Here is a 20,459-nt window from a genome sequence, read left to right on the forward strand (position 1 = left end):
CGCACGCCCGCTCAGTCCTCGTCGAGGCGGAACGACGTCTGTGCGACGGGGAAGCCGGCCAGTTCGGCCTCGGCGAGGTACGTGCCGGGCGCGGCGGCCGGGCCGGGGCCCGCGTCGCAGTCGGTGACGGACGCCCGCCGGTCCCAGGCCAGGGTGTGGGAGCTGGTGCCGCCGGCCGTGACGCCCACCGGGATCGCGCCCTCGTTGTCCGGGCACTCGGCGGACGACCAGATCCGCTCGTCGTCCACGTCGGCGAGGGTGACGGTCAGCGCCTGGACGCCGAAGTCGACGCGGCAGGGGGCGTCGCCGTCGTTGTGGACGCTGAGGCGCAGCACGGGGTGCCGGCCCTGGGGGTACTCGTTGGCGTCGCTGCGCAGCGAGAGCGTGACGTCCGCGGGGCGGCAGGCCGGGAGCCCGGCGGCGGTGATGTCGCCCTGCCCGTCGCCGTCGCCGCCGCCGCCCGTGCCGCCGTCCGGGGAGCCGCCGTCGCCGCCCCCGCCGTCCTCGCCGTTCGCCGCGTCACCGTCCGACGAGCCCGCGCCGCCGTCCGCGTTCCCGGCGTCCGGCCCGCCGTCCGTGCCGTCCGTGCCGTCCGTGCCGCCCGACGCCTCGTCACGGCCGCCGGGCCGCTCGTCGATCAGCGACTCGGACGGCGTGGGCCCCGGCGTGATGGACTCGGCGGGCCCGTCGCCGTCTCCGGCGGCCTCAGGACCCCCGCCGCCGCCCCACGGCCGCAGCGCCCACAGCACCAGCAGGGCGACGACGGCGACGAGCAACATGACAACTGCCCTGCGCCGCCAGTAGATGGAGGACGGCAGAGGCCCGACCGGAGTGCGCAGAGATCCCACGCGGAAACCTTACGAGACATCGGTCACGCCCGATCGCCCCACCCTCGCCTCCGGGCTGCACCGAGACGCGCGGCGCGGGCCGCTTTGTGCCGTGCCCCCGGCATGCCAGGATCGCCTTGCCATGACTGCGACGACAGCGACGACAGCGACGACGACAGCGACGACGGCCGGCTCCGGCCACACGGCCCTGCACTCCCCGGTCATCGACTGGTTCGACAACCACGCCCGCGACCTGCCCTGGCGCCGCCCCGAGGCGGGCGCCTGGGGGGTCATGGTCAGCGAGTTCATGCTCCAGCAGACGCCCGTCAGCCGCGTGCTGCCGGTCTATGAGGAATGGCTGAAACGCTGGCCGCGCCCCGCCGACCTGGCGGCCGAGGCCCCCGGCGAGGCGGTACGCGCCTGGGGCCGGCTCGGCTACCCGCGCCGTGCCCTGCGGCTGCACAGCGCCGCCGCCGCCATAGCGGAACGGCACGGCGGCGAGGTGCCCACCGACCACCACCAGCTCCTCGCGCTGCCCGGCGTCGGCGAGTACACCGCCGCCGCCGTCGCCTCGTTCGCCTACGGCCAGCGGCACGCCGTGCTCGACACGAACGTGCGGCGGGTCTTCGCGCGGGCCGTCACCGGCACGCAGTACCCGCCGAACGCCACGACGGCCGCCGAACGCAAGCTCGCCCGCATGCTGCTGCCCGAGGAGGCCGCGACGGCCGCCCGCTGGGCCGCCGCGACGATGGAGCTGGGCGCCCTGCTGTGCACCGCCCGCGCCCCCGAGTGCGGCCGCTGCCCGATCGCGGACCTGTGCGCGTGGCGTACGGCCGGTTCCCCCGCGCACGAGGGCCCGCCACGGCGCACCCAGACGTACGCGGGCACCGACCGGCAGGTACGCGGGAAGCTGCTCGCGGTGCTGCGGGAGGCGGTCGGGCCCGTCCCCAGGCCGCTGCTCGACCGGGTGTGGCACGAGCCGGAGCAGCGCAACCGCGCCCTGGCCGGGCTGCTGTCGGACGGCCTCGTCGAGCGTCTGCCGGACGGGCGCTACCGGCTGCCGGGCGCCGACTGAGGCCCCGCGCCCGGTTCCTCAGCGGCGGCCGAGCGTGGGCCGGGCGGTGTCCCGGCCCACGCGGGGCAGGACGGTCCTGGCGTCGGCGCCGCCCGCCCACAGCCCGATCAGATACGCGGACGCCGCCTCGGCGAGCCCGGCGCGGTCGAGTCCGCCGCCCGCGACCGGGGTGGCGCCGAGGTCGGTGACGAGCCGCCCGGCGGCCGCCAGCGCCCCCGGGTCGTCGCCGGACAGCGGGACGCCGAGTGGCGCGCCGTCGAAGACCGGCGGTTCCGCGGCCGCCCACACGGCGGCGGGGGCGAACGTGAAGGCCTTGACGACGTGGGCGCCCGGTGCGGCGGCGGCGATCCGTTCCGCCATCGAGGGGCCGCCCGCCGTGGACAGCGTGAGCGTGCCGGGGACGAGCGGGACCGTGCAGTCGACGACGGTGCGTCCGGCCAGCGCGCCGTCGCCCGCGCCGATCGTGGCGAGGACGCCGAGGGCGGCGTGGTCGGGGACGGCGACCAGGACGGCGTCTGTGCCGTGCGCCGCCGCGTCGGCGAAGCCGCGGCCCGTACGCCCGGGATCGCGTCCGCTGGTCAGCACGTCGTGTCCGGCGGCGGTCCAGCGGGCGGCGAGGGCGGTGCCGAGTCCGCCGGAGCCGAGTATGCCGATGCGCATGGGGTGTTCCTCTTCTCGCACGGTGGGTGGGCGGGCGGCCGTCGCACGGCCCGCCGGGACCGACGGTAGAGAATCCGATGGGCACCGTTCGGTGTCCGACGGACAGGAGGGACGGACCGTGCCGGACTTCATCGCCGACTGCCGCGCCCGGGTCGGCTTCGACCTGCTGGCGAACACCTGGAACGGCGTGCTGCTGTGGGCCCTGCGCGACGGCCCCTGCCGCCCGTACGCGCTGCGGCGCCGCGTCGGGGGCATCAGCCCCAAGGTGCTGAACGAGACGCTGCGCCGTCTTGAGGCGCACGGCCTGGTGACGCACCGGCGCTACCGCGAGGCGCCGCCCCGCGTCGAGTACGAGCTGACGGCGCTGGGCCGCACGCTGCTCGGCCCGCTGGAGGCGGTCGGCGACTGGGCGGCCGAGCACGGCGACGCGGTGGTGGCGGCGCGGGAGCGGGCGCGCGGGGGGCGGCTCCGGCGCGAGGGCTGAGCGCGGGCGCTGCCCGTCACAGCTGGAACGACACCGTCTTGCCCTGGCCCGGCGTGTGGCTGCACACCTCCCAGCGGCGGGCGCAGCGCGTCAGCAGGAGCAGGCCGCGGCCGTGTTCGTCCTCGTCGGCGGGGGCGCGGTCCGGCGGGTCGAGGGTGCCGGGGGCGCGGTCGTGGACGATGACCTGGAGGTTGCCCTCCTGGGACCAGCAGACCTGGACGTCCACCGGCGGCGGGGTGGGGCAGTGCAGCGAGGCCTTGACCGCGTTGCTGACCACCTCGGAGGTCAACAGGACGGCGGTGTCGATCAGTTCGCCGTTGCGGGGGACCGTCGTGTCGAGGGCGGTCCGCATGGCCTGGCGCACGTTGCGCACCCAGGCGGGGTGGGCCGGGAAGCGCAGAGCGAAATCGGCGTTCCCGGAGCGTTCGGGGACGAGGCACATGGCCGTGCTCCTCTCGTGCTCGGTGGGTCCGATGTCTTACGGGTTCCTTTTCCACGGCGGCTCAATCAGGGAGGAGCGGCCAAACGTGAATTTCACACGGAAGCCAGGCAGTTCGGGAGGAACGTTCGTTCCCCGGGTCGTGCGCCCGGCGCGATCTGCTTGCGGCAGACGGGACTTCCGGCGCGGGCGGCGCCGTGCCTGCCGTCGGCCCATGAACGCGACGCAGCCCCCGCTCCCCGAGGCCGTCACCGGCCGCACCGTACTCCGGCGGGCCCGCGCCGCTGATCGGCACCTGGCACATGATGGACGCGCCGGCCACGGAGACGGCCTTCGCCGCCGCGCTGCCGCTGCGCGGGGTGCCCGCCTGGCGGGTGCGCCTCGGCATGTCGTGGTGCGGCGCGCGCACTGCCGGGCGGGAACGGGGAGGTGGTGGAACGGGCGCGCCGCGACACCGTGCGTGCCTACCTGGAACCGGTGGTCTGCCAGGCCGTGGCCGGCGAACGGGGTGGGCGCCGCGGTGCGGCACCACGCCCCGGTGCGGCGCGCGTCCTAACCCAGCAGGTCGCCCGCGTACCGTTCCACCGAGCGGCGGTAGCGCGGCAGGTGCCGTGAGAGCGCGGCCAGCAGCAGGGAGACCGCTTCGCGCTCCCGGCCCGCGTCGGTCAGGGACAGGGCGAGGAACGCCGCCAGCGCGTCGTCCAGGTCGTCCGAGGCGACGGCGCGCTCGGCCCGCAGGAGGGAGACACTCTCCTCGGACCGGCCGAGGTTCCGCAGCGTGCTCGCGAGCTGGATGACGGCCTGCCGCCGCCGCGGCCCCGCCAGCCCCGCGGCCAGCGCGCGCCGGTAGAGGTGCGCGGCCTCGGACTCCTGGTCGGTCGCGTCCAGCGCGGACGCCAGCTCGAAGAGCCCGGCGGGGTCCTCGGGGGGCCGTTCGGCGACCAGTTCCTTCATCGCCGCCCGGAAGGCGGCCTCGTCCCGGGAGTCGAACTCGTCCCACAACCGTGCGACACGCCGCTCCCAGTCATCGTCGGTCGTGATCATCGCAGCATCCTCGCAGCTCTCCGACGGAGTGTCACCGGCCGATACCCCGGAAGTGGCAGTCCGCCAGATGGTCGTTGACCAGACCGCAGGCCTGCATGAGGGCGTGGGCGGTGGTCGGACCGACGAAACGGAAGCCATGTTTCCGCAGCGCCACGGACAGCGCGGTGGACTCGGGGGTGATGGCCAGGACGTCGCCGTTGCCGCGCGGCGCGGGACGCTCGGCGGGGTCGGGCGCGTGCGACCAGATCAGCTCCGTCAGGTCGCCGTCGGCCCATCCGGCGGCGATCCGCGCGTTGGAGACCGTCGCCTCGATCTTCTGCCGGTTGCGGATGATGCCGGGGTCCTGGAGCAGCCGGGTGACGTCCTCCTCGGTGAACGCGGCGATCCGCCCCATGTCGAAGTCGGCGAACGCCGCCCGGAAGCCGTCCCGGCGGCGCAGGATCGTCAGCCAGGACAGGCCGGACTGGAACGCTTCGAGCGACATCCGTTCGAACAGCGCCCGGTCGCCCCTGACCGGAACCCCCCATTCCGTGTCGTGGTACTCCCGGTAGTCGTCCGGCGCGATCCCCCAAGGGCAGCGGAGCAGCCCGTCCTCACCCGCCGCCGCCAGTGTTTCGTCCATGCCGTGCAGTCTGCCCGAGAGCACTGACAATTCCGCACCGGCGACCCCGCACGGACGGCACCGCGCGGCTCAGCCGGTCTCCGACCCGCTCGACGGCACCTCGCGGAAGTACAGCGCCCCGCACGTGTGGCACTCCAGCTCGTCCGTGTGCCCCCACTCGCGCTCGGGCAGCGTCCGCGCGCCGGCGGACAGCTCGCGCCCGCACAGGGCGGTGGTGGCGTCCCCGTCGCCGCGGACCATGTGCCAGGTCTTCACGTCGGGCTCGCGGTCCTCGCCGCGCGTCTCCTCGACGTACTCGGCGCGCATCGTGTGCCGCACACCGCACCTCCCACTCCTCCGCCGGGCGCTCCTCCCCCCATCGTGGGCCGGTTCCCGCCGCTCGGCGATCCGGGCGAGCCGATCGGGGACGAGGCGTCCGTAATCCGCCAGCGCCGGCCCTGGGCCCGCCCGGATGCTGGGCCGCATGCACGAAACGTCCCTCTCCGCACCGCCCGCCCAGGACGCCGCGCACCGGCCGATCGACCCGGCGATCCTCTACTTCGGCACGCCCGTCGTGCTCCTGTCCACGCGGAACGAGGACGGCACGCCCAACCTGGCACCGTTCTCGTCCGTCTTCTGGCTCGGCCGCCGGGCCGTCCTCGGCATCGGCGCCCGCTCGGCGACCGCCCGGAACCTGCTGCGCACCGGCGAGTGCGTCCTCAACCTGCCGTCGGACGACCTCGCGTCCGCCGTGGACCGCCTGGCGCTGACGACGGCCGCCGACCCCGTGCCGCCCACGAAGGCACGGCGCGGCTACCGGCACGTGCGGGACAAGTTCGGGCGCGCCGGCCTCGGCGCCACGCCGTCCGAGACGGTGGCGCCGCCGCGCGTGACGGAGTGCCCGGTCCACATGGAGGCGGTCGTACGCGCCGCGCACCCGGTGGCGGAGGACGACCCGGCGGCGCGCGGCGGGGTGATCGCGTTCGAGGCCGAGGTGACGCGCGTCCATGTGACCGACGCGCTCCGGCTGCCGGGGACGGCCGACCGGATCGACCCGGACGCCTGGCGGCCGCTGATCATGAGCTTCCAGCAGTTCTACGGTCTCGGCCCGCGCCTGCGGCCGTCCGCGCTGGCCACGATCGACGAGGAGCTGTACCTCTGAACGGGCCGCGCCCCCCACAGCCGGAGCCGTGGGGGGGCGCGGTCGCCGTTCAGGACGTACGGGCCGGAGCCGTCACTCCTTGGCCAGGTTCGGGCCGCCACCGGCCGCCTGCTCCACCGGCGGGGCGTCCGGCAGCGAGGACTTCTCCTCGCCGCGGAAGGTGAACGCCTTGTCGTTCCCCTCGCCCTCGGTGTCCACGACCACGATGTGGCCGGGGCGCAGCTCGCCGAACAGGATCTTCTCGGACAGGATGTCCTCGATGTCCCGCTGGATCGTCCGGCGCAGCGGCCTGGCGCCGAGCACCGGGTCGTAGCCGCGCTTCGCGAGGAGCTGCTTGGCGTCCGTGCTCAGCTCGATGGCCATGTCCCGGTCCTTGAGCCGGTCGTCCACCTGGGCGACCATCAGATCCACGATCTTGATGATGTCGTCCTGCGTGAGCTGGTGGAAGACGACGGTGTCGTCGACGCGGTTCAGGAACTCGGGGCGGAAGTGCTGCTTCAGCTCGTCGTTGACCTTGGCCTTCATCCGGTCGTACCCGGTGGCGACGTCGCCGGCCACCGCGAAGCCCATGTTGAAGCCCTTGGAGATGTCGCGGGTGCCCAGGTTCGTCGTCATGATGATGACGGTGTTCTTGAAGTCCACGACCCGGCCCTGGGAGTCGGTCAGGCGGCCGTCCTCCAGGATCTGGAGCAGCGAGTTGAAGATGTCCGGGTGGGCCTTCTCGACCTCGTCGAACAGCACGACCGAGAACGGCTTGCGGCGCACCTTCTCCGTCAGCTGGCCGCCCTCCTCGTACCCGACGTAGCCGGGCGGGGAGCCGAACAGGCGGGAGACGGTGTGCTTCTCGCCGAACTCCGACATGTCGAGGGAGATCAGCGCGTCCTCGTCGCCGAAGAGGAACTCCGCCAGCGTCTTCGACAGCTCGGTCTTACCGACACCCGAGGGGCCGGCGAAGATGAACGAGCCGCCGGGGCGCTTCGGGTCCTTGAGGCCGGCACGCGTGCGCCTGATGGCCTGCGAGAGCGCCTTGATGGCGTCCTCCTGGCCGATGACGCGCTTGTGCAGCTCGTCCTCCATGCGCAGCAGGCGCGAGGACTCCTCCTCGGTCAGCTTGAAGACCGGGATGCCCGTGGACGCGGCGAGGACCTCGGCGATCAGCTCCTCGTCCACCTCCGCGACGACGTCCATGTCGCCGGACTTCCACTCCTTCTCGCGCTGTGCCTTCGCCGCGAGCAGCTGCTTCTCGTTGTCGCGCAGCGAGGCGGCCTTCTCGAAGTCCTGCGAGTCGATCGCGGACTCCTTCTCGCGGCGCACGCCGGCAATCTTCTCGTCGAACTCGCGCAGGTCCGGCGGCGCGGTCATCCGGCGGATGCGCATCCGGGACCCGGCCTCGTCGATGAGGTCGATGGCCTTGTCCGGGAGGAAACGGTCCGAGATGTACCGGTCGGCCAGCTGGGCGGCGGCCACCAGCGCGGCGTCGGTGATGGAGACGCGGTGGTGCGCCTCGTACCGGTCGCGCAGGCCCTTCAGGATCTCGATCGTGTGCGGCAGGGACGGCTCCGCGACCTGGATCGGCTGGAAGCGGCGTTCGAGAGCCGCGTCCTTCTCCAGGTACTTGCGGTACTCGTCCAGCGTCGTCGCGCCGATGGTCTGGAGCTCGCCGCGGGCCAGCATCGGCTTGAGGATGCTGGCGGCGTCGATCGCGCCCTCGGCCGCGCCCGCGCCCACCAGGGTGTGCAGCTCGTCGATGAACAGGATGATGTCGCCGCGCGTGCGGATCTCCTTGAGCACCTTCTTCAGGCGCTCCTCGAAGTCACCGCGGTAGCGCGAGCCGGCGACCAGCGCGCCCAGGTCCAGGGTGTAGAGGTGCTTGTCCTTGAGGGTCTCGGGCACCTCGCCCTTGACGATGGCCTGCGCCAGACCCTCGACGACGGCGGTCTTGCCGACGCCGGGCTCACCGATCAGCACCGGGTTGTTCTTGGTGCGCCGGGAGAGCACCTGCATGACGCGCTCGATCTCGTTCTCGCGCCCGATGACCGGGTCGAGCTTGGACTCGCGCGCCGCCTGCGTCAGGTTGCGGCCGAACTGGTCGAGCACCAGCGAGGTGGACGGCGTCCCCTCGGACGGGGCGCCCGCGGTCGCGGCCTCCTTGCCGCCGGAGTACCCGGACAGCAGCTGGATGACCTGCTGGCGCACCCTGTTCAGGTCGGCGCCCAGCTTCACGAGGACCTGGGCGGCGACGCCCTCGCCCTCGCGGATCAGGCCGAGCAGGATGTGCTCGGTGCCGATGTAGTTGTGACCGAGCTGGAGCGCCTCGCGGAGCGAGAGCTCCAGGACCTTCTTGGCCCGGGGCGTGAAGGGGATGTGGCCGGACGGCGCCTGCTGGCCCTGCCCGATGATCTCCTCCACCTGCTGGCGGACCGCCTCAAGCGAGATCCCGAGGCTCTCCAGGGCCTTAGCGGCGACACCCTCACCCTCGTGGATCAGGCCCAGAAGGATGTGCTCGGTGCCGATGTAGTTGTGGTTGAGCATCCGGGCTTCTTCCTGAGCCAGGACGACAACCCGCCGCGCGCGGTCGGTGAACCTCTCGAACATCGTTAATCGCTCCTCAGAGCGGTCAGGCAGTAAAGGGGTCGGTCCCCTCCCTGTCCTTCCGCAGCTTAGTCCCGCAACGGGGGACCGCTCATTCCAACTGTCTGCTCCTGCCCCCGGCGCCATGCCCCGAACAGGCGACATCAGTTCCAACCCGATGGTGCGAGACGATGTTCCCGCAGGCCAGGTATGGGGCCCCGGAACAGCTACGCCGTCGGCGAACGCACCCGGGGGTCCGTACCTGGACCCGTTCCCACCGCCCCCTCATCCATTGGGGTCCATCGTCCTCAGGGCCCCTCGTCCAGGCCCATCGTTCTCAAAGAACTGCCTACCCTTCAAGGCTGACACTCCATGCCGTACGCGCCATGGACATCCGCTACAGGCGAACGGGAAAACCCTGTGCGACCGGACGTGCGCGCAGCGGGACCGGGGCAGGGGCAGGACGTCACTCTTCCGCATGCGCCCGCCGGGGCCCGTCAGGGCACTCCCGCCCCGGGAACGGCCCCGGGGGGCCGCCCGGGGAGGGCGGCCCCCCGGACAGGGACGCGAGCCGCCGGCCCCGCGGGGACCGGCTCGGTGCGACGTTCGGAACCGCGGCCGTCAGACTCCGGCCTTCTCGGCCCCGGCCTTCTGGTAGGCCTCGCGGATACTGGCGGGAACACGGCCCCGGTCGTTGACCTCGTAGCCGTTCTCCTTGGCCCACGCGCGGATCTTCGCGGTGTCCTCACCGCCGGCGCCCCCCGCGTTCGCGGCGGCGCGGCCGCGGCCACGGGCCGCACGGCCGCCGCCCGCGCGGCGCCCCGCCTTCACATAGGGGTCGAGCGCGTTGCGGAGCCGGTCGGCGTTTTCCGCGTTGAGATCGATCTCGTACGTCTTGCCGTCGAGCGCGAACGTGACGGTCTCCTCCGCCTCGCCACCGCTGAGGTCGTCGAGGAGAAGGACCTGAACCTTCTGTGCCACCGGGCTGCTCCTCTTCCATTTCGTCGTCGCCGAAGAATATCGTCTGCGTACCGGGATGTAATCGAGTACTGGGATGTCATCAAACAGCCATGACCGGGAAAACACAAACCCCGGCCCCGGGATTACCGGGAGCCCGATAAGACACGCTGGGACGATTCGGACATAAGCCGCCGGGCCTGTTCTCGTGGAGATGCACTCTCAGAGATGCAGCAGCATCCGAGTGTTACCCAATGTGTTGGGCTTCACGCGTTCCAGACCCAAGAACTCCGCGACGCCTTCGTCATAGGAACGGAGGAGCTCGCTGTAGACATCACCGGCGACCGGCGCATCGGCGATCTCCTTGAACCCGTGACGCGCGAAGAACTCCACTTCGAAGGTGAGGCAGAAAATACGCTGCACCCCCAGCCACCTGGCCGTGCCCAGCAGCTTCTCCAGTACGCGATGGCCCACGCCGTGCCCCGTCAGCCGGGGATCGACGGCCAGTGTCCGCACTTCGGCGAGGTCGTCCCACATGACATGCAGGGCCCCGCAGCCGACCACCTCGGCGTCATGGTCCCGCTCGGCCACCCAGAACTCCTGAATGTCCTCGTAAAGCGTCACGGTCGCCTTGTCGAGCAGGATGCCATCACGCGAGTAGCGGTCGATCAGCCGCCTGATCGACGTGACATCTGTAGTCCTGGCGCGGCGCACAGTGACTTCTGTTGAGCTTTCCGACACAGCGAGAGGCTATCCCGAGCTCTCTCCGGCGCGGGCTTCGGGTCCGTCACGCCGCTCTCCCGGTACTTCTCCGACATCGACCACACGCAAGGCGTCACGCAATGCCTCGGTCTGCTCTGCCGACATCATGCCGAAGAAAGCGACGAGGGCCGCCGCCGCGTTGTCGCTCTCGGCCCATGCGTCATTCATCAAAGCGGCGGAGTACGCGGCGCGTGTCGAGATCGCCTCATAGCGATAGGCCCGCCCCTCCTGCTCGCGGCGGACCCAGCCCTTCTGATGCAGGTTGTCGAGGACGGTCATCACCGTCGTATAGGCGATCGAACGCTGCTCCCGCAGATCTTCGAGCACTTCCCGCACGGTGACGGGGCGGTTCCACTCCCATACGCGGGTCATCACCGCGTCTTCCAGCTCTCCCAGTGGTCGAGGCACACGGGAAGAATAACCGTGGCGCGACAAAACGGGCAGGTTTCGCACAGCGGGAGCTACCGGGACGGGAGGCCGGGGCGCGGGAGGGCCGGGGAACGGCGGAATCCGGCCGTCTCGGGGGCATCCGCCGCCCGGGGGACGCGCGGCGCGCGCAGCGGCCCGGCACGCGCCGCCCGGGGCGTGGCCGCGGGCGGCGCGGGGGGTGTGCGGCGAGGGCGGAGGGGCGCCGCTCAGGCGGCGGGCCGGTCGCCGCCCTCGGCGGCGCGCGCGGCGAGGGCCGCGTCCACGGCGGCGTCCTCCTTGAACTTGTTGCTGCCCCCCTGCGACCGGATGATCGTCACGATCAGCCAGATGAAGCCCACGGCCATCACCGCGGGCGGGAAGAGTGCGGCGATGTAGTCCACAGCGATCGGCCTCCTGGGCGGCGTGGGAACGGCTGGGCCCGCCGCGCTGCCGGGCGGGCCGGTCCCAGCCTACCGAGCGGCCGTCCGCCGTCCGCTGTGGGGCCTACCGCCCGTCTTGGGAGGAGTTCTCCCCACCCCTCCCGTCGCCGCCGCCGTCGCCGTCCCGGCCCGCACGCCCCTCGCCGTCCCGCCGGTCCCGGTCGGCCGGTTCCTGGGGCGGGCGGGCCGCCGGGCGGCGCCCGCCGCGCGGCGGGAAGACGTCCGCCGGGGTCGGCACCGGGCGGGGCGCCTCGGGCCGGCGCTGCTGCTGCTCACCGTTCTCGTCCCCGCCACCGCGGGGGGTGGGGGAACCCTGGGACGTAGCCATGGACCGACATTAAGTGGTAAGCAGACAAATCGCAGCGATTGGGGCGACGGCGGGCGTGTTCAGTCGGGGAGGAGGAGCCGACGGTCAGGAACGGGAGACGTTCCGCTCGTAGACCAGACGCAGGCCGATCAGCGTCAGCCAGGGCTCGTGCTCGTCGATCACCGTGGACTCCCGCAGGACCATCGGGGCGAGGCCGCCGGTGGCGATCACCGTCACGTCGTCCGGGTCGTCGGCCAGCTCGCGCGACATCCGCTCGACCATGCCGTCCACCTGCCCGGCGAAGCCGTACAGGATGCCGGACTGCATGGACTCGACGGTGTTCTTGCCGATCACGTGCCGCGGCCTGGCCAGCTCGACCTTCCGCAGCTGCGCGCCGCGCATCCCCAGCGCCTCGACGGAAATCTCGATGCCCGGCGCGATGGCCCCGCCCGCGTACTCCCCGCGCGCGGACACGGCGTCGTACGTCGTCGCCGTGCCGAAGTCCACGACGATGCAGGGCCCGCCGTACAGCTCGACGGCCGCGACCGCGTTGATGATGCGGTCGGCGCCGACCTCCTTCGGGTTGTCGGTGAGGATCGGCACGCCCGTCTTCACGCCCGGCTCGACCAGGACGGACGGGATGTCGCCGTAGTACCGCCGGGTGACCTCCCGCAGCTCGTGCAGGACGGACGGGACGGTCGAGCAGATGGCGATGCCGTCGATGCCGTCGCCCAGTTCGTCGCCGAGCAGCGGGTGCATGCCCATGAGGCCCTGGAGGAGCACGGCCAGCTCGTCGGCCGTGCGGCGCGCGTCCGTGGAGATGCGCCAGTGCTCGACGATCTCCTCGCCGTCGAAGAGGCCGAGGACCGTGTGCGTGTTGCCGACGTCGATGGTGAGCAGCATGGTCAGGCGTGCCTCTCGGGACGCAGGTCGAGGCCGATGTCGAGGATGGGGGCCGAATGGGTGAGGCCGCCGACCGCGACGTAGTCCACGCCCGCGTCGGCGTACGCGCGTGCCGTGCCGAGGGTGAGGCCGCCCGACGACTCCAGCACGGCCCGGCCCGCGACCAGCTCGACGGCGGCGCGGGTCTGCTCGGGCGTGAAGTTGTCCAGCAGGATCAGGTCGGCGCCCTCGGCAAGCACGGGCTCGATCTGGTCGAGCCGGTCCACCTCCACCTCGACCGGCACGCCGGGGAACTCCGCGCGGACCGCGCGGAACGCCTCGGCGACGCCGCCCGCCGCGATGACGTGGTTGTCCTTGACCAGCGCGGCGTCCGACAGCGACATGCGGTGGTTGAGCCCGCCGCCGCAGCGCACCGCGTACTTCTCCAGGGCGCGCAGCCCCGGCGTGGTCTTGCGGGTGTCGCGGACGCGCGTACGGGTCCCGGCGAGGACGTCGGCCCAGGCGCGGGTGGCGGTGGCGATGCCGGAGAGGCGGCACAGGAGGTTGAGGGCGCTGCGTTCGCCGGTCAGCAGGTCGCGGGTGCGGCTGGTGACGGTGAGGAGGACCTGCCCGGCCTCCACGGCGTCGCCGTCCTCGACGTGCCGCTCCACTTCGAACTCGGCGGTGCACACGACGGACAGCACGGCTTCCGCGATGCGCAGCCCGGCGACCGTACCGGCCTGGCGTGCGGTGAAGTCGCCGACGGCGACGGCCTCTTCCGGGACGGTCGCGACGGTGGTGATGTCCACGCCGTTGTCGAGGTCCTCCTCGATGGCGAGGTGCGCGACGTCCTCCACGAGCACGGGGTCGAGCCCGGCGTCGGCCAGCAGCGCGGCGAGGTCGGGGTCGAGGCCGCACTCCAGCGGGTCGTACTCCTCCTCGCCGCCGCCGTCGCCGCACGCGCAGCCGGCGCCGCAGCCGCCCGCGGGCCCGTCGTCGTCGGTCGGCCGGGTGCCGAGGGGCAGCAGGGTCAGCTCCACGCGCTGCGGCGCCGGTGTCTGGGGGCTGGTCACGGGGTCGGGTCTCCTTGGTGGCTGTCGCGCTGCCGGTCGCCGCCGGTGGCGGGGTGCGCCGTGGGCGGGAAGGCGGTCGTACGGGTGGTCCCGAGGGACAGGGCGGCCCCCGCGGGGTCCCGGCCCAGGGTGGCGACCAGGTGGCGGCGCCACCGTGCGTCGTCCCGCTCGGGGTGGTCCTCGCGCCAGTGGCAGCCACGGGTCTCCGTGCGGTGCAGGGCGGCGGTGACGAGCACCCTGGCGACGAGATGCAGATTAGCCGTCTCCCACGTGTCCGCGCCCGGCTCGGCGGGCTTGCGGTCGTCGTCCAGGGCCAGGGCGTCCAGGGCGCGGGCCGCCTCGGCGAGGCTGTCGGCCGAACGGAGGACGCCCGCGCCCCTGGTCATCACGCGCTGGACGGCGGTCCTGGCCTCGGGCGGCAGCAGGGCGGGGCCCGGCGCGGGGGGTGCGGTGACGGGCGCGGCGGCGCGCGGAAGGGGACTCGACGTGATGGCGGTGGCGATACGTCCGGCGAAGACCAGTCCTTCGAGGAGGGAGTTGGACGCCAGGCGGTTGGCGCCGTGCACGCCGGTGCAGGCGGTCTCGCCGCACGCGTACAGGCCGGGGACGGTCGTGCGGCCGGACAGGTCGGTGCGGACACCGCCGGACGCGTAGTGCGCGGCGGGTGCGATGGGGATGGGCTCGGTCACGGGGTCGATGCCGTGGGCGCGGCAGGCGGCGAGGATCGTGGGGAAGCGGCGGGCCCACATGTCGGCGCCGAAGTGGCGGGCGTCGAGGTACATGTGGTCGGCGCCCAGTTCGTGCATGCGGCGGGTGATGGCCTTGGCGACGATGTCGCGGGGGGCCAGTTCGGCGAGTTCGTGCTGTCCGAGGAGGAAGCGCGTGCCGGTGCCGTCCGCCCTGTCCACGAGATACGCGCCCTCGCCGCGTACGGCCTCGGAGACGAGCGGCTGCTGCCCCTCGGCGTCGGGGCCCAGCCACAGCGACGTCGGGTGGAACTGGACGAACTCCAGGTCGGACACCTCGGCGCCCGCGCGCAGCGCCAGGGCGACGCCGTCGCCCGTGGAGACGGCCGGGTTGGTGGTGGCGGAGAAGACCTGGCCCAGGCCGCCGGTGGCGAGGACGACGGCGGGGGCGCGGACGGCGCCGACGCCGTCGTGCCTGCCCTCGCCCATCACGTGCAGGGTCACGCCGGCGGTGTGGCCGTCCGCGTCCTTGAGCAGGTCGAGCGCGAGGGCGTTCTCGACGGTCTCGATCCCGGCGGCGCGCACGGCGGCGACCAGGGCGCGGGAGACCTCGGCGCCCGTGGCGTCACCGCCCGCGTGGGCGATGCGGCGGCGGTGGTGGCCGCCCTCGCGGGTGAGGGAGAGGGCGCCGTCCTCGGCGGTGTCGAAGCGGGCGCCGAGGCCGATGAGGCGGCGTACGGCGTCCGGGGCCTCGGTGACGAGCGCGGTGACGGCGGCCTCGTCGCACAGGCCGACGCCCGCGACGAGGGTGTCGTCCAGGTGCTGGGCGGGGGTGTCGCCCTCGCCGAGCGCGGCGGCGATGCCGCCCTGGGCCCAGCGGGTGGAGCCGTCGTCGAGCCGCGCCTTGGTGACGATGACGGTGCGCAGGCCCGCGGCGGCGCAGCGCAGGGCGACGGTCAGCCCGGCGATGCCCGAGCCGACGACGGCGACCTCGGCGTCGAGGGACCAGCCGGGGGCGGGGGCGGGCAGCGCGGTGGGCAGGGGCAGGGTCTCGTGTGCGGGCGGGGTGAGCGGGGTGATGGGTGCGGTGGTCACGCGGCGGTCCCCAGGGTGAGCCGGACGTTGTCGATGAGGCGGGTGGTGCCGACGCGGGCGGCGACGGCGAGGACGGCCTCGCCGGCGTGGGCGGTGTCGGGACCGATCTCGGTGAAGTCGGACGGGTCGATCAGCGCGAGGTAGCCGAGCGCAAGGGGCGGCCGCGCGGTGGCGGCGGCGTCCAGGACGGCGCGGGCGGCGGCGAGGCGTCCGGCGGGGCCGCCGGTGGTGTCGCGGGCGGCGAACAGGGCGCGGGACAGGGCGAGGGCGGTCGTGCGCTCGGCGGGCGACAGGTAGCGGTTGCGGCTGGAGCGGGCGAGGCCGTCGGGGTCGCGCAGTGTGGGGACCGGCAGGATCTCGACGGGGAAGTCGAGGTCGCGGACCATGCGGCGTACGAGCGCGAGTTGCTGCGCATCCTTCTCACCGAAGGTGGCGTAGTCGGGCCGGGTGAGGTGCAGCAGCTTGGCGACGACGGTCAGCATGCCGTCGAAGTGGCCGGGGCGCTCCGCGCCCTCGAATCCCGCGCCCATCGGTCCGGCGGTCAGCGTGACGCGGGGGCGGCCGTCCGGGTACATCTCGGCGTCGGACGGGGCGAAGACGATGTCGGCGCCGCCCTCCTCGGCCAGTGCCACGTCGGCGTCGAGCTGGCGCGGGTAGCGGTCGAAGTCCTCGCCGGGGCCGAACTGGAGCGGGTTGACGTAGACGGTGACGACGAGCTGTCCGGCGGGCGTGAGGCGCTGCCTGGCCGTGCGCATGTTGGCGAGGTGCCCCTCGTGCAGCGCGCCCATCGTCATGACCACGGCGCGGTCGGCGCCGGGGGCGTACAGGCTCCTCAGCTCGTCCGCCGTGCGGGCCACGGATATGGTCATCGCTCTCCTTCCTCGGCGCCGTCGGCGAGGACGTCGAGCAGCGCCTCGGCCAGCTCGGGTCTGAGCAGGCCGTGGTCCAGGGCCCGGTCCGCCGTCACGCGGGCCATGGCGAGGTAGCCGGCGAGGGCGCCGGGGGCGTGCGCGCGCAGTTCGGCGACGTGTGCGGCGACGGTGCCCGCGTCGCCGCGCGCGACCGGCCCGGTGAGGGCGGCGTCGCCGGAGCGCAGCGCGTTGTCCAGCGCGGCGCCGAGGAGCGGGCCGAGCATGCGGTCGGGGGCGGCGACCCCCGCGTGCCGGAGCAGTTCGAGCGACTGGGCGACGAGGGTGACGAGGTGGTTGGCGCCGAGGGCGAGCGCGGCGTGGTAGAGCGGCCGGTCGCGTTCCTCGATCCACTCGGGCTCGCCGCCCATCTCGATGACGAGGGCCTCGGCGGCCGTGCGCAGCTCGGCGGGCGCGGTGACGCCGAACGAGCAGCCCGCGAGCCGCTGCACGTCCACGGCTGTGCCGGTGAACGTCATCACGGGGTGCAGGGCGAGCGGCAGGGCCCCGGCGCGCAGGGCGGGGTCGAGGACGCCGGTGCCGAAGCGGCCGGAGCAGTGCACGAGCAGCTGTCCTGGGCGTACGGCGCCGGTCTCGGCGAGTCCGGCGACGAGTCCCGGCAGGGCGTCGTCGGGGACGCTCAGCAGGACGAGGTCGGCGCGGGCCAGGACCTCGTCGGGGGTGACGAGGGGGACGCCGGGCAGCAGCGTCTCGGCGCGGCGGCGCGACGCCTCGGAGACGCCGGACGCGGCGACCGGCCGGTGGCCCGCGAGGGCGAGCGCGGCGGCGAGGGCGGGGCCGACGCGCCCCGCGCCGACGACGCCGACCGTGAGGCGGGCGGGGCGGTCGCGTGCCTCGGTGACCCGGGGTGCGTGTCCGTCGTCGGCGTTCACGGCTGGGCAGCCTCTTTCGTCCGCTTTGTCCCTTTGGTACGTTCCAGCCCGTATGCCGGTGCCGGACGTCCCGACCATGCTACGGCGGCCGGGCGGGTGCGGGGATCGGCGCGGGGTCAGTGGCCGCCCGCGCGCACCAGGCCCGTCTCGTACGCGAGGACGACGGCCTGGACGCGGTCGCGCAGGCCGAGCTTGCCGAGGATGCGGCCGACGTGCGTCTTCACCGTCGCCTCGGAGACGAACAGCTGGGCGGCGATCTCCCCGTTGGACAGGCCCTGCGCGATCAGCATCAGGACCTCGCGCTCGCGGTCGGTGAGCAGGTCGATCTCGGGGTGGGGCGTGCCGGGGCCCGCGGGAAGGAGATCCACGAAGCGGTCCAGGAGGCGGCGGGTCGTGGACGGCGCGACGACGGCGTCGCCGCTGTGGACGGCGCGGATGGCGCCGAGCAGCTCGTCCGGCGGGACGTCCTTCAGCAGGAATCCGGCCGCGCCCGCCTTCAGCCCGGAGAACGCGTACTCGTCCAGGTCGAAGGTGGTGAGGATGAGGACCTTCGGGTCGCCGGGGCCGCCGCCGCCCTCCTGGCATATCCGGCGGGTCGTCTCGACGCCGTCGAGCCGGGGCATGCGGACGTCCATCAGCACGACGTCCACGGCCGTGGCGCGCAGCACGTCGAGCGCCTCGACGCCGTCGCCCGCCTCGGCGGTGACGACCATGTCGGGCTGGGCGGACAGCACCATCTTGAAGCCGGTGCGCAGGAGCGCCTGATCGTCGACGAGCATCACCTTGATCGCCATGGGTCTTCTCCTCTCACCGGCGGCCAGAGCCGATCGGTCGTCGGGCGGTCAGGCCGGGTCGGTGCGGGTCTCGGGGGTGTCGGCGGCGCCGCACCGCGCGGCGGGCGCGTCGTCCGCCGCACCGGCCAGGGGCAGCGTCGCGCTGATGCGGAAGCCGCCGCCGGGCCGCGGGCCCGCCACCAGCACGCCCCCGACCATACCGACCCGCTCCCGCATGCCGATCAGCCCGTGCCCGAGGCCGTCCTCGCCGCGTTCCTCGTACAGCACCGCCTGCGTGCCCCGCCCGTCGTCGTCGGCCAGGACGGTGAGCGCGTCCCGGCCGTAGCGCAGCCGCACCGTCGCGCCGACGCCGGGGCCGCCGTGCTTGCGCGAGTTGGTCAGCGCCTCCTGGACGATGCGGTACGCGGTGAGCCCGACGCCGCTGGGCAGCGCGCGCGGGGTGCCCTCGACGCGGTAGTCGACGGGCAGTCCGGCGGCGCGCGCCTGGTCCACGAGGTCGGCGAGCTGCTCGATGCCCGGCTGCGGCACGTAGTCCCCGGCGTCCGCGGCGCCGCCGTCCTCGCTGCGCAGCACGCCGAGCAGCCGGCGCATCTCCGTCAGCGCCTGGCGGCCGGTGCCCGAGATGGTGTGCAGCGCGCTGCGGGTCAGCTCGGGCGAGCTGTCCAGGACGTACGCGGCGCCGTCCGCCTGGACGACCATCACCGACACGTTGTGGGCGACGACGTCGTGCAGCTCGCGCGCTATGCGGGCGCGCTCTGCGGTGACGGCCATGCGCGCCTGCGTCTCCCGTTCGCGTTCGAGGCGTTCGGCGCGGCGTTCCAGCTCCGAGTAGTAGGCGCGGCGGGTGCGCAGCGAGTCGCCCAGCACCCAGGCGAGGCAGAACGTGATGGTGAGCAGCCCGGTGCCGAAGATCTCGGCGGCGAGGCTGCTGTCCTGGTCGCCGCCGTCGGGCCAGCGCAGCTGGGCCAGGGTGGGCGCGACGAGGCAGCCGGCGAGCGCGAGCCGGGAGTACGTACGGTGGGGCCGTGAGGCGATGGTGAACGCGACGACGAGGAACACGACGTCGCCCGGCAGCGGTTCGACGTCCAGCGCGAGCTGGGCGAGGCCGGCCGCGAAGCAGGCGAGCAGCACGGCCTCGGGCCACCGGCGGCGCAGCGTGCCGAGCACGGCGAGCGCGACCGCCATGGCGACGGCGAACGCCGAGCAGCGCCACACGTCCTCCCTGGCCGAGGCCGCGAACAGGAGTGTGGCCACCAGCAGACCGAACGCCCAGCTGCCGTCCACCGCAGTGGGGTGACGGCGCAGGAAGTCGTAGAGCCGGTTCACGTCACCCAGAGTAGGCATGGCGTGCGGCTCGGGAATCAACCGGACGGCCGATACATGCGGTCGTCAACTACTCCTTGGGGTGGAGGGAGCGCGGCGGATGCGGGAGACGGGGTGGCGTGCGGCCGCCGAGCGGGCGCTGTACGGGCCGGGCGGTTTCTTCCTGCGGGAGGCGCCGGTGGCGCATTTCCGGACGTCGGCGCATGTCTCGCCGCTGTTCGCGCAGGCGGTGGCACGGCTGCTGACCAGGGTGGACGAGGCGCTGGGGCGCCCGGCGGAGCTGGCGTTCACCGACCTGGGCGCGGGGCGCGGCGAGCTGGTGCGCGGCGTGCTGCGCGCGCTCCCCGAGGGGGTGTGCGCGCGGGTGCGCGCGTACGCGGTGGAGCGCGCCGCGCGCCCCTCGGGTCTGGACGGGCGGATCACCTGGTGCGCACGGCCGCCCGAGGGGGCGGTGGGGCTGCTGTTCGCCAACGAGTGGCTGGACAACGTGCCGGTGGACGTCGCCGAGGCGGACGGGGACGGCGTCGCGCGGCGCGTCCTCGTCACCCGCGGAGGCCGGGAACGGCTGGGCGAGCCGGTGGACGGCGAGGACGCGGCGTGGCTGCGCCGCTGGTGGCCGCTCGCGCCCGGCGGGCGGGCGGAGATCGGCAGGCCGCGCGACGCGGCGTGGGCCGGGGCGGTGGCGTCGCTGGCGCGCGGCCTGGCCGTGGCCGTGGACTACGGGCACACGCGGGAGACGCGGCCCCCGCTCGGCACGCTCACCGGCTACCGCGCGGGACGGCAGGTGGCGCCCGTACCCGACGGGTCCTGCGACCTGACGGCGCACGTCGCGTTCGACGCCTGTGCCGCGCCGGGGGACGTGCTGCTGCCGCAGCGGGACGCGCTGCGTGCCCTGGGCGTGGACGGCGGCAGGCCGCCGCTGGCGCTGGCGTCGGCGGACCCGCCCGCCTACGTACGGGCCCTCGCGGCGGCGGGCGAGGCGGCGGAGCTGACGGACGCGGCGGGGCTCGGCGGCTTCACCTGGCTCGCGCGGCCGGTGGGCATCGCGTCACCACTGTGAGCGGTTGC

23 protein-coding genes are annotated in these 20,459 nt (G+C 73.9%); 4 read left to right on the forward strand and 19 right to left on the reverse strand.

Annotation, left to right across the window (positions count from 1 at the left end; genetic code table 11):
- Positions 1–11: 11 nt before the first annotated feature.
- On the reverse strand, positions 12–779 hold the full coding sequence (locus ACL02R_RS24955) for a hypothetical protein (RefSeq protein ID WP_412799212.1): 768 nt from the start codon (positions 777–779) through the stop codon (positions 12–14).
- Positions 780–969: 190 nt separating this feature from the next.
- Between ACL02R_RS24955 and ACL02R_RS24960 the strand changes: the two genes are divergently transcribed.
- The gene (locus tag ACL02R_RS24960; protein ID WP_412799213.1) at positions 970–1,902 is read left to right on the forward strand and encodes an A/G-specific adenine glycosylase; all 933 of its coding nucleotides are present in this window, start codon (positions 970–972) and stop codon (positions 1,900–1,902) included.
- A gap of 18 nt (positions 1,903–1,920) precedes the next feature.
- On the opposite strand, the gene ACL02R_RS24965 is transcribed toward ACL02R_RS24960, so the two are convergent.
- Positions 1,921–2,562, reverse strand: a complete 642-nt coding sequence (locus ACL02R_RS24965) for an NADPH-dependent F420 reductase (RefSeq protein ID WP_412799214.1) — start codon at positions 2,560–2,562, stop codon at positions 1,921–1,923.
- A 118-nt stretch (positions 2,563–2,680) separates the two neighbouring features.
- Between ACL02R_RS24965 and ACL02R_RS24970 the strand changes: the two genes are divergently transcribed.
- Positions 2,681–3,046 carry a winged helix-turn-helix transcriptional regulator gene (locus ACL02R_RS24970; RefSeq protein WP_412799215.1) on the forward strand — a complete coding sequence of 122 codons (366 nt, stop codon included), beginning with the start codon at positions 2,681–2,683 and terminating at the stop codon, positions 3,044–3,046.
- Between the two features lie 16 nt (positions 3,047–3,062).
- On the opposite strand, the gene ACL02R_RS24975 is transcribed toward ACL02R_RS24970, so the two are convergent.
- The 4 genes from ACL02R_RS24975 to ACL02R_RS24990 form a co-directional block, all read right to left on the reverse strand.
- On the reverse strand, positions 3,063–3,488 hold the full coding sequence (locus ACL02R_RS24975) for an ATP-binding protein (protein ID WP_412799216.1): 426 nt from the start codon (positions 3,486–3,488) through the stop codon (positions 3,063–3,065).
- A gap of 549 nt (positions 3,489–4,037) precedes the next feature.
- Positions 4,038–4,529: a tetratricopeptide repeat protein gene (locus ACL02R_RS24980; RefSeq protein WP_362960738.1), complete on the reverse strand. Its 492-nt coding sequence runs from the start codon at positions 4,527–4,529 to the stop codon at positions 4,038–4,040.
- A 31-nt stretch (positions 4,530–4,560) separates the two neighbouring features.
- Positions 4,561–5,151 carry a DNA-3-methyladenine glycosylase I gene (locus tag ACL02R_RS24985; protein ID WP_412799217.1) on the reverse strand — a complete coding sequence of 197 codons (591 nt, stop codon included), beginning with the start codon at positions 5,149–5,151 and terminating at the stop codon, positions 4,561–4,563.
- A 69-nt stretch (positions 5,152–5,220) separates the two neighbouring features.
- Positions 5,221–5,469, reverse strand: coding sequence for a hypothetical protein (locus ACL02R_RS24990; RefSeq protein WP_412799218.1), 249 nt, complete (start codon positions 5,467–5,469; stop codon positions 5,221–5,223).
- Positions 5,470–5,614: 145 nt separating this feature from the next.
- Here ACL02R_RS24990 and ACL02R_RS24995 point away from each other — a divergent pair, with 145 nt between their 5' ends.
- Positions 5,615–6,292 (forward strand): flavin reductase family protein, encoded by a 678-nt coding sequence (locus ACL02R_RS24995; protein ID WP_412799219.1) that lies wholly within the window; start codon positions 5,615–5,617, stop codon positions 6,290–6,292.
- Between the two features lie 72 nt (positions 6,293–6,364).
- On the opposite strand, the gene ACL02R_RS25000 is transcribed toward ACL02R_RS24995, so the two are convergent.
- The 13 genes from ACL02R_RS25000 to ACL02R_RS25060 form a co-directional block, all read right to left on the reverse strand.
- Positions 6,365–8,887, reverse strand: a complete 2,523-nt coding sequence (locus tag ACL02R_RS25000) for an ATP-dependent Clp protease ATP-binding subunit (RefSeq protein ID WP_412799220.1) — start codon at positions 8,885–8,887, stop codon at positions 6,365–6,367.
- 597 nt (positions 8,888–9,484) lie between these two features.
- On the reverse strand, positions 9,485–9,844 hold the full coding sequence (locus tag ACL02R_RS25005; protein WP_412799221.1) for a histone-like nucleoid-structuring protein Lsr2: 360 nt from the start codon (positions 9,842–9,844) through the stop codon (positions 9,485–9,487).
- Between the two features lie 198 nt (positions 9,845–10,042).
- Positions 10,043–10,561, reverse strand: coding sequence for an amino-acid N-acetyltransferase (locus ACL02R_RS25010; protein ID WP_412799222.1), 519 nt, complete (start codon positions 10,559–10,561; stop codon positions 10,043–10,045).
- Positions 10,562–10,570: 9 nt separating this feature from the next.
- Positions 10,571–10,990, reverse strand: coding sequence for a BlaI/MecI/CopY family transcriptional regulator (locus ACL02R_RS25015; RefSeq protein ID WP_412799223.1), 420 nt, complete (start codon positions 10,988–10,990; stop codon positions 10,571–10,573).
- A 227-nt stretch (positions 10,991–11,217) separates the two neighbouring features.
- Positions 11,218–11,391, reverse strand: coding sequence for a hypothetical protein (locus ACL02R_RS25020; RefSeq protein ID WP_412799224.1), 174 nt, complete (start codon positions 11,389–11,391; stop codon positions 11,218–11,220).
- 103 nt (positions 11,392–11,494) lie between these two features.
- Positions 11,495–11,758, reverse strand: coding sequence for a hypothetical protein (locus ACL02R_RS25025; RefSeq protein ID WP_412799225.1), 264 nt, complete (start codon positions 11,756–11,758; stop codon positions 11,495–11,497).
- 84 nt (positions 11,759–11,842) lie between these two features.
- A complete protein-coding gene (locus ACL02R_RS25030) occupies positions 11,843–12,640 on the reverse strand; it encodes a type III pantothenate kinase (RefSeq protein ID WP_362960765.1) in 798 nt (265 codons plus the stop codon).
- A gap of 2 nt (positions 12,641–12,642) precedes the next feature.
- Entirely contained in the window at positions 12,643–13,692 is a 1,050-nt protein-coding gene (gene nadC, locus ACL02R_RS25035) for a carboxylating nicotinate-nucleotide diphosphorylase (protein ID WP_412799226.1), read from the reverse strand.
- Positions 13,689–15,425 (reverse strand): L-aspartate oxidase, encoded by a 1,737-nt coding sequence (locus ACL02R_RS25040; protein ID WP_412799246.1) that lies wholly within the window; start codon positions 15,423–15,425, stop codon positions 13,689–13,691. Before ACL02R_RS25040 ends, nadC begins: the two co-directional genes overlap by 4 nt.
- Before the next feature lie 44 nt (positions 15,426–15,469).
- Positions 15,470–16,342 carry a pantoate--beta-alanine ligase gene (gene panC / locus ACL02R_RS25045; protein WP_412799227.1) on the reverse strand — a complete coding sequence of 291 codons (873 nt, stop codon included), beginning with the start codon at positions 16,340–16,342 and terminating at the stop codon, positions 15,470–15,472.
- Entirely contained in the window at positions 16,339–17,274 is a 936-nt protein-coding gene (locus ACL02R_RS25050; protein WP_412799228.1) for a Rossmann-like and DUF2520 domain-containing protein, read from the reverse strand. Before ACL02R_RS25050 ends, panC begins: the two co-directional genes overlap by 4 nt.
- A gap of 116 nt (positions 17,275–17,390) precedes the next feature.
- Positions 17,391–18,068 (reverse strand): response regulator, encoded by a 678-nt coding sequence (locus ACL02R_RS25055; protein WP_412799229.1) that lies wholly within the window; start codon positions 18,066–18,068, stop codon positions 17,391–17,393.
- Between the two features lie 48 nt (positions 18,069–18,116).
- Complete coding sequence (locus ACL02R_RS25060; protein ID WP_412799230.1) at positions 18,117–19,394, reverse strand: sensor histidine kinase; 1,278 nt, start codon at positions 19,392–19,394, stop codon at positions 18,117–18,119.
- A 97-nt stretch (positions 19,395–19,491) separates the two neighbouring features.
- On the opposite strand from ACL02R_RS25060, the gene ACL02R_RS25065 reads away from it, so the two are divergent.
- The gene (locus ACL02R_RS25065; RefSeq protein ID WP_412799231.1) at positions 19,492–20,451 is read left to right on the forward strand and encodes an SAM-dependent methyltransferase; all 960 of its coding nucleotides are present in this window, start codon (positions 19,492–19,494) and stop codon (positions 20,449–20,451) included.
- The last annotated feature ends 8 nt before the right edge of the window (positions 20,452–20,459 follow it).

It is taken from the genome of Streptomyces sp. MS19, from assembly GCF_047200595.1.
In the GTDB taxonomy this organism is placed as follows: Bacteria; Actinomycetota; Actinomycetes; order Streptomycetales; family Streptomycetaceae; genus Streptomyces.

What these genes read in the sequence shown, in the direction of transcription:
- ACL02R_RS24995 (WP_412799219.1), top strand. Translation starts at nt 5,615, where the DNA reads ATGCACGAAACGTCCCTCTCCGCACCGCCCGCCCAGGACGCCGCGCAC.
- ACL02R_RS25025 (WP_412799225.1), bottom strand. Translation starts at nt 11,758, where the DNA reads ATGGCTACGTCCCAGGGTTCCCCCACCCCCCGCGGTGGCGGGGACGAG.
- ACL02R_RS25030 (WP_362960765.1), bottom strand. Translation starts at nt 12,640, where the DNA reads ATGCTGCTCACCATCGACGTCGGCAACACGCACACGGTCCTCGGCCTC.
- ACL02R_RS24980 (WP_362960738.1), bottom strand. Translation starts at nt 4,529, where the DNA reads ATGATCACGACCGACGATGACTGGGAGCGGCGTGTCGCACGGTTGTGG.
- ACL02R_RS25055 (WP_412799229.1), bottom strand. Translation starts at nt 18,068, where the DNA reads ATGGCGATCAAGGTGATGCTCGTCGACGATCAGGCGCTCCTGCGCACC.
- ACL02R_RS24960 (WP_412799213.1), top strand. Translation starts at nt 970, where the DNA reads ATGACTGCGACGACAGCGACGACAGCGACGACGACAGCGACGACGGCC.
- ACL02R_RS24975 (WP_412799216.1), bottom strand. Translation starts at nt 3,488, where the DNA reads ATGTGCCTCGTCCCCGAACGCTCCGGGAACGCCGATTTCGCTCTGCGC.
- ACL02R_RS25000 (WP_412799220.1), bottom strand. Translation starts at nt 8,887, where the DNA reads ATGTTCGAGAGGTTCACCGACCGCGCGCGGCGGGTTGTCGTCCTGGCT.
- ACL02R_RS24955 (WP_412799212.1), bottom strand. Translation starts at nt 779, where the DNA reads ATGTTGCTCGTCGCCGTCGTCGCCCTGCTGGTGCTGTGGGCGCTGCGG.
- ACL02R_RS24985 (WP_412799217.1), bottom strand. Translation starts at nt 5,151, where the DNA reads ATGGACGAAACACTGGCGGCGGCGGGTGAGGACGGGCTGCTCCGCTGC.
- ACL02R_RS25065 (WP_412799231.1), top strand. Translation starts at nt 19,492, where the DNA reads ATGCGGGAGACGGGGTGGCGTGCGGCCGCCGAGCGGGCGCTGTACGGG.
- panC (WP_412799227.1), bottom strand. Translation starts at nt 16,342, where the DNA reads ATGACCATATCCGTGGCCCGCACGGCGGACGAGCTGAGGAGCCTGTAC.
- ACL02R_RS24965 (WP_412799214.1), bottom strand. Translation starts at nt 2,562, where the DNA reads ATGCGCATCGGCATACTCGGCTCCGGCGGACTCGGCACCGCCCTCGCC.